This window comes from Sphingomonas sp. FUKUSWIS1 (assembly GCF_000733135.1).
GTDB lineage: Bacteria > Pseudomonadota > Alphaproteobacteria > Sphingomonadales > Sphingomonadaceae > Sphingomonas > Sphingomonas aerolata.
In genome coordinates this window covers 139,090-144,365 of sequence record NZ_JPJC01000229.1, presented here as the reverse complement: position 1 = coordinate 144,365, position 5,276 = coordinate 139,090, and the positions used below count along the sequence as shown (strand labels likewise).

Below are 5,276 nucleotides of genomic sequence, written 5' to 3'. Positions count from 1 at the left end.
CGCCCCGCCGCAGGATGAGGCGGGAGCCCTTCTTGTCGAGCGACTTGGCGAACGCCTCGAGGCTGTGATGGAGCCACCAGCGCTGGGCACCGCCGATTGCCCAGTCGCCGGGCGCGTCGTCGTCGAGGATATAGACGGGGATCACCGGCCCTTCCTGCGTGGCGGCGACGAGCGCCGGGTGGTCATGCAGGCGAAGGTCCTGGCGAAGCCAGAGAAGTACGGGTGTTGTCATCGCCTGCTGCTACACTTTGGAGGCCATTGCGGTTCCCTTGGCATCCTCGAATGCCGCACCAAGTGTCATGATCGCAGTGACATGGCGCTCGGCAATGGCGAGCGCATCGTCGCCATAGCCGCCGCCGACGGTGCTCGCCAGCGGGATGCCACGCGCGATCGCCAGCCGCGCGATCAGGCGTTCGCGTCGTACCAGTCCGTCGAGCGTCAGCGACAGCCGGCCGAGCCGGTCTCCTGCAAAGGGATCCACCCCCGCCTGATACAGGATCAGGTCGGCGCCAAAGGAATCGAGCAGCGGGACCAGCGTCTCTTCCAGCGTCGCCAGATACTGGTCATCGTCGACGCCGTCAGGCAGCGGTACGTCGAGCGTCGACTGCGCTTTTCGCACCGGAAAGTTCTTGTCCGCATGGATCGAATAGGTGGCGATTCCCGGCCGGCCCGCGAGCAGCGCGGCGGTGCCATCGCCCTGATGGACGTCGCAATCGACCACCAGGACCCGCTCGACGCTGCCCTCCTCGACCAGCCGGACCGCAGCGACGGCGAGATCGTTGAACACGCAGTAGCCCGCGCCCGTATCGGCGAGCGCATGATGACTGCCGCCCGCGGTATTGGCGGCAAAGCCGTGGCGCAGCGCGAGCACCGCGGCGACCCAGGTGCCGTCGGGAACGATCGCGGCGCGGCGGGCAACGGGGGCGCTGACCGGAAAGCCGATCCTGCGTTCCTTCAAGGGCGGCACGCGGGCTTCGAGAACCTCGGCGACATAGTCCGGCTCATGGACCGCCTCGAGCCATTCACGCGGCGTCGCGCGCGGCTCGTGCCAGGCCACCGCGCTGCCATGCGCGCGCAGCAGATCGCGGATGAGCCCGTTCTTGTTCCAGCGATAGGTCGACCGGGCGGGCGCCGGGGTCACATAATCGGGATGGTGGACAACATGGATCATCGCGACCGACCGCACGATTGATCCGCGCCGATCGTCGACGGCGCGGACAAACCCCGCCACTTCACCAAGGTCCGCCTCATCCCCCTGCTCCTATCATACGCGACCACCATGTCCTTCGCTCAACGCGGAGTCCTTTCGGAGGATGCATGATCGCGTGGCGCGGCTCGACCGCCTTCGGGCTTGCAGACGGTCAGGAAACACCCGAATGGGCAGGGATGACCGATCCGACCACCCTGCCCTATCGTCCCTGCGCGGGCATCATGCTGATCAACGGAGCGGGCCGGGTGTTCGTGGGCCGCCGCAGCGACTCGACGCTCGACGCGTGGCAGATGCCGCAGGGCGGGATCGACCCCGGCGAGGACCCTGAGGCCGCGGCCCTTCGCGAACTGGGCGAGGAAACCGGCGTTTCACCCGACAAGGTCACGCTGATCGCGCAGGCCCCGGGCGAGTTCGTCTACGATCTTCCCCCCGAACTTCTGGGCAAGGTCTGGAAGGGCCGTTGGCGCGGCCAGCGGCAGCGCTGGTTCCTCTACCGCTTCCACGGCGATGACGGGGATATCGCGATCGACACGGAACATGCGGAATTCGATGCCTGGCGCTGGATCGACCCCGCCGAACTCCCCGCAGTGATCGTTCCGTTCAAGAAACGCCTCTACGAGGAGGTGCTGGCCGCCTTCGCGCCACATCTCGGCGCAAGCGGACCGCGCTGAACCGTTCCCAACGCGGCGTGGTGACGCTACGGAACGCTGTGTGCCGATCCAGCCCCTCCTCCTGTCGCGATTTTGACCCGATTATGCGCTGTTTCCGTCTCCCGCTTTTCGCCGGCCTCCTGGTGACGGCATTGGCCCCCGCGGCCGCCATCGCCCAGACCGTGATGATCCCGGAAAATATCCGCGCGATGCTCGATGCTGCACTCGATGCGGGTAACGAGAGCGATGTCTCGACAATCGTCAAATATGCCCGCGCGGCCGACCCGCTCAGCGGCGACGCGGTTCTGGCAATCGCGGAAAAGTGGAAGGCCGATCGCGCCGCCCAACGCACACAGGTCATCCGTCAGGCCAGCTTCCTCGACCTCTGGAGCGGCCGCGCCGAAGTGGGCGGCTATCTCACGACCGGCAATTCGGACACGGCCGGCGGTACTGCGGTTGTCGACCTGACCCGCGAAGGCCTGCGCTGGCGGCAGAAATTCCACGCCCAGGCGGATTACCAGGAAAATCAGAATGTCGCCGTGCGAGAGCATTATCTCGCCTCCTACGAACCCAACTACAAGATCGATGACCGCGCCTATATCTATGGCGCGGCGCAGTATGAAGGGGATCGGTTCCTCGGCTATAATAACCGCTATTCGGTCTCGGTCGGCGGCGGGTACAGCGTGCTCAAATCGGCACGGACCAAGCTCGATCTCGAATTGGGGCCGGCATATCGGAACACCGAGTTCACCGACGACACGAACCAGAGCGCGATCGCCGGACGCGGGACGCTGAACTTCAGCTGGCGGATCACCAACGGCCTGTCGGTCACCCAAGTCGCATCCGCCTATGTCCAGCGGTTCAACAGCACGCTTGGTGGAACCACTTCGCTGACCGCGAAACTGATCGGTCCGCTATCGGCTTCGCTGTCCTATGCCGTTCAATATGAAAGCGAACCGCCGGCGGGATCGATGACGACCGACACGACCAGCCGCGCCGCGCTGGTTTACAGCTTCTGACGGTTCCCCCCCGCGCCGCGCGAGGCTAGGGTCGGGGGATGAGAGGACTTTCGCACGACGAAACAGGCGCGGTCGCCAGGCTTGATGCGGCCGCGATGCTGCAGCAGGTGGAAAGCTGGGCCGCGGTCAACAGCGGCACGCGCAACCTGGAGGGGCTGGCGACGATGGCGGGGCTGCTCGCCGACGCGTTTTCGTGTCTTCCCGGCGATATCACACTTGTCGAGCCCGAACCGGCCGATAGCGTCGCGACCGATGGCACCGTAAACCCGCTGGACCACGGTCGGCATCTCCATCTTCGCGTTCGCCCGGATGCCGCGATGCGGATGCTGTTCACCGGTCACATGGACACGGTCTATCCGCACGACCACATGTTCCAGACATTGCGGAATCTGCCGGATGGCACGATCAACGGACCCGGCGTCGCCGACATGAAGGGCGGGCTGGCCGTGATGCTGGCCGCGCTCAAGACGATCGAGGCCAGCCCGCTGGGTCGGCGGATCGGGTATGACGTGGTGATCAACTCGGACGAGGAGACCGGCTCCTTCTCGTCTGCGGCCCTGCTCGCTCGCGCGGCGCAAGGGAAGATTGCAGCGCTGACCTACGAGCCGGCGCTTGCTGACGGCACGCTGGCCGGCGCACGCGGTGGCACGGGTAATTTCTCGATCACCGTCCGCGGCCGGAGCGCGCACGCCGGCCGCAATCCTGAAGAGGGCCGCAACGCGCTGGTCGCGGCCGCCGATATCGCGGTCCAGCTGTCAAAGGTCCGCAGGCCCGGGCTGTCCGTCAATCCCGCAAGGATCGATGGCGGCGGACCCAACAACGTCGTTCCCGACGTCGCCGTTCTTCGCATCAACTTCCGCCCGGCGACGCGCGAGGACATCACCCAGGCCCGCGCGCATATCGACGCCGTCGTCGCGACGGTGGCGGCCGAGCATGACGTCCAGATTGCGGTCCATGGCGGCTTCAATCGTCCGCCCAAGCCGATCGATACGGGGGCCGCGCACTTGTTCGCGCTGGTCAAGGCGAGCGGCGCGGACCTGGGCCTGGACATCGCCTGGAAAGCGACCGGGGGCGTGTGCGACGGCAACAACATCGCGGCCGCGGGCGTGCCGGTCGTCGACACCATGGGGGTCCGCGGCGGCGCGATCCATTCGCCGGACGAATTCATGATCCCCGAGAGTCTGACCGAGCGGGCGGCGCTGTCCGCGGTCACCATCCTGCGAATCTGCGAGAACGGCTTATGAGGACGCATCTGTGAGTTTCCGGATCCGCGCGGCGGTCGATAGCGACCTCCAGCCCTTGTACGAGATGGCCAAGCTGACCGGTGGGGGCTTTACCAACCTGCCCCCCGATCGCCGCGCGCTGCGCGCCAAGCTCGAACGCAGCCACGCCGCTTTCGCCCGGACCGCGCCCGCCGAAGACGGCGTGGTCAGCGACGAACTGTTCGTCCTTGTCCTCGAGAATTGCGAGACGGGGGAAGTCCGCGGCACGTGTCAGCTGTTCACGCATGTCGGTCAGAGCTGGCCCTTCTACAGCTACCGGATCGGCACGCTGACGCAGCACAGCCGCGAGCTCTCGCGAACCTTCCGCGCCGACATGCTGAGCCTCGCCACCGATCTCGAGGGGTCGAGCGAGGTCGGCGGGCTGTTTCTGCATCCGGGCGAGCGGGCCGGCGGGCTGGGCCTGCTGCTCGCGCGCAGCCGCTATCTCTTCATCAAGGCGCATCGCGCCCGATTCGCCGACCGGATCCTGGCCGAGCTTCGCGGGATCATCGACGAGGCGGGTGGTTCGCCGTTCTGGGACGGTCTGGCGGGGCGGTTCTTCGGGATGAATTTCCAGGACGCCGATCAGTTCAATGCGATCAATGGGCATCAGTTCATCGCCGATCTGATGCCGAAGCATCCGATCTACACCGCGATGCTGTCCGAGACCGCGCGTGCCGCGATCGGCCTGCCGCACCCCTCCGGCCGGGCGGCGATGCGGATGCTCGAGAATGAGGGGTTCGCGTTTGAAAACTATGTCGACATCTTCGACGGCGGGCCGACGATGACCGCGCGCACCGACAAGGTCCGGTCGATCGCGGATGCGCGCACGGCCCAGGTCGTGACGATCGCGGACACCCTGCCCGCCAGCGACGTCACGACCGAAGCGCTGGTCGCGACGGGTACGCTGGCGGATTTCCGGTGTGCGTTCGGCGATATCCGCCCGGTGGCCGATGGCATCGCCCTCTCGCGAGGCTGCGCAGCGGCGCTGGACGTCAGCGAAGGCGCATCCGTCCTCCACGTGGCGCGCCTCTGATGCGCGGCGCCAACCTGGTCGAGATCAACTTCGACGGCCTGATCGGTCCCAGTCACAATTACGCAGGGCTGAGCCCAGGCAACCTGGCCGCGACCCGTA

At 66.5% G+C, this 5,276-nt stretch carries 7 protein-coding genes; 5 read left to right on the top strand and 2 right to left on the bottom strand.

Annotation, left to right across the window (positions count from 1 at the left end; translation table 11 throughout):
• Both sphsw_RS14310 and sphsw_RS14305 read right to left on the bottom strand, forming a co-directional pair.
• The coding region (locus sphsw_RS14310) for a deoxyribodipyrimidine photo-lyase (RefSeq protein WP_031441207.1) at positions 1-232 on the bottom strand (232 nt) is incomplete at its 3' end.
• A gap of 9 nt (positions 233-241) precedes the next feature.
• Positions 242-1,171, bottom strand: a complete 930-nt coding sequence (locus sphsw_RS14305; protein ID WP_031441206.1) for a histone deacetylase family protein — start codon at positions 1,169-1,171, stop codon at positions 242-244.
• 215 nt (positions 1,172-1,386) lie between these two features.
• Here sphsw_RS14305 and sphsw_RS14300 point away from each other — a divergent pair, with 215 nt between their 5' ends.
• The 5 genes from sphsw_RS14300 to sphsw_RS20900 all read left to right on the top strand — a co-directional run.
• Positions 1,387-1,881 carry an RNA pyrophosphohydrolase gene (locus sphsw_RS14300; RefSeq protein ID WP_031441205.1) on the top strand — a complete coding sequence of 165 codons (495 nt, stop codon included), beginning with the start codon at positions 1,387-1,389 and terminating at the stop codon, positions 1,879-1,881.
• 122 nt (positions 1,882-2,003) lie between these two features.
• Positions 2,004-2,879 (top strand): DUF481 domain-containing protein, encoded by an 876-nt coding sequence (locus tag sphsw_RS14295; protein WP_234387715.1) that lies wholly within the window; start codon positions 2,004-2,006, stop codon positions 2,877-2,879.
• Positions 2,880-2,917: 38 nt separating this feature from the next.
• Positions 2,918-4,123, top strand: coding sequence for a hydrolase (locus tag sphsw_RS14290; protein WP_031441204.1), 1,206 nt, complete (start codon positions 2,918-2,920; stop codon positions 4,121-4,123).
• Positions 4,124-4,133: 10 nt separating this feature from the next.
• Positions 4,134-5,177, top strand: a complete 1,044-nt coding sequence (locus tag sphsw_RS14285; RefSeq protein WP_031441203.1) for an arginine N-succinyltransferase — start codon at positions 4,134-4,136, stop codon at positions 5,175-5,177.
• On the top strand, positions 5,177-5,276 hold a 100-nt coding region (locus sphsw_RS20900), incomplete at its 3' end, for an N-succinylarginine dihydrolase (RefSeq protein WP_160172649.1). The genes sphsw_RS14285 and sphsw_RS20900, both read left to right, overlap by 1 nt.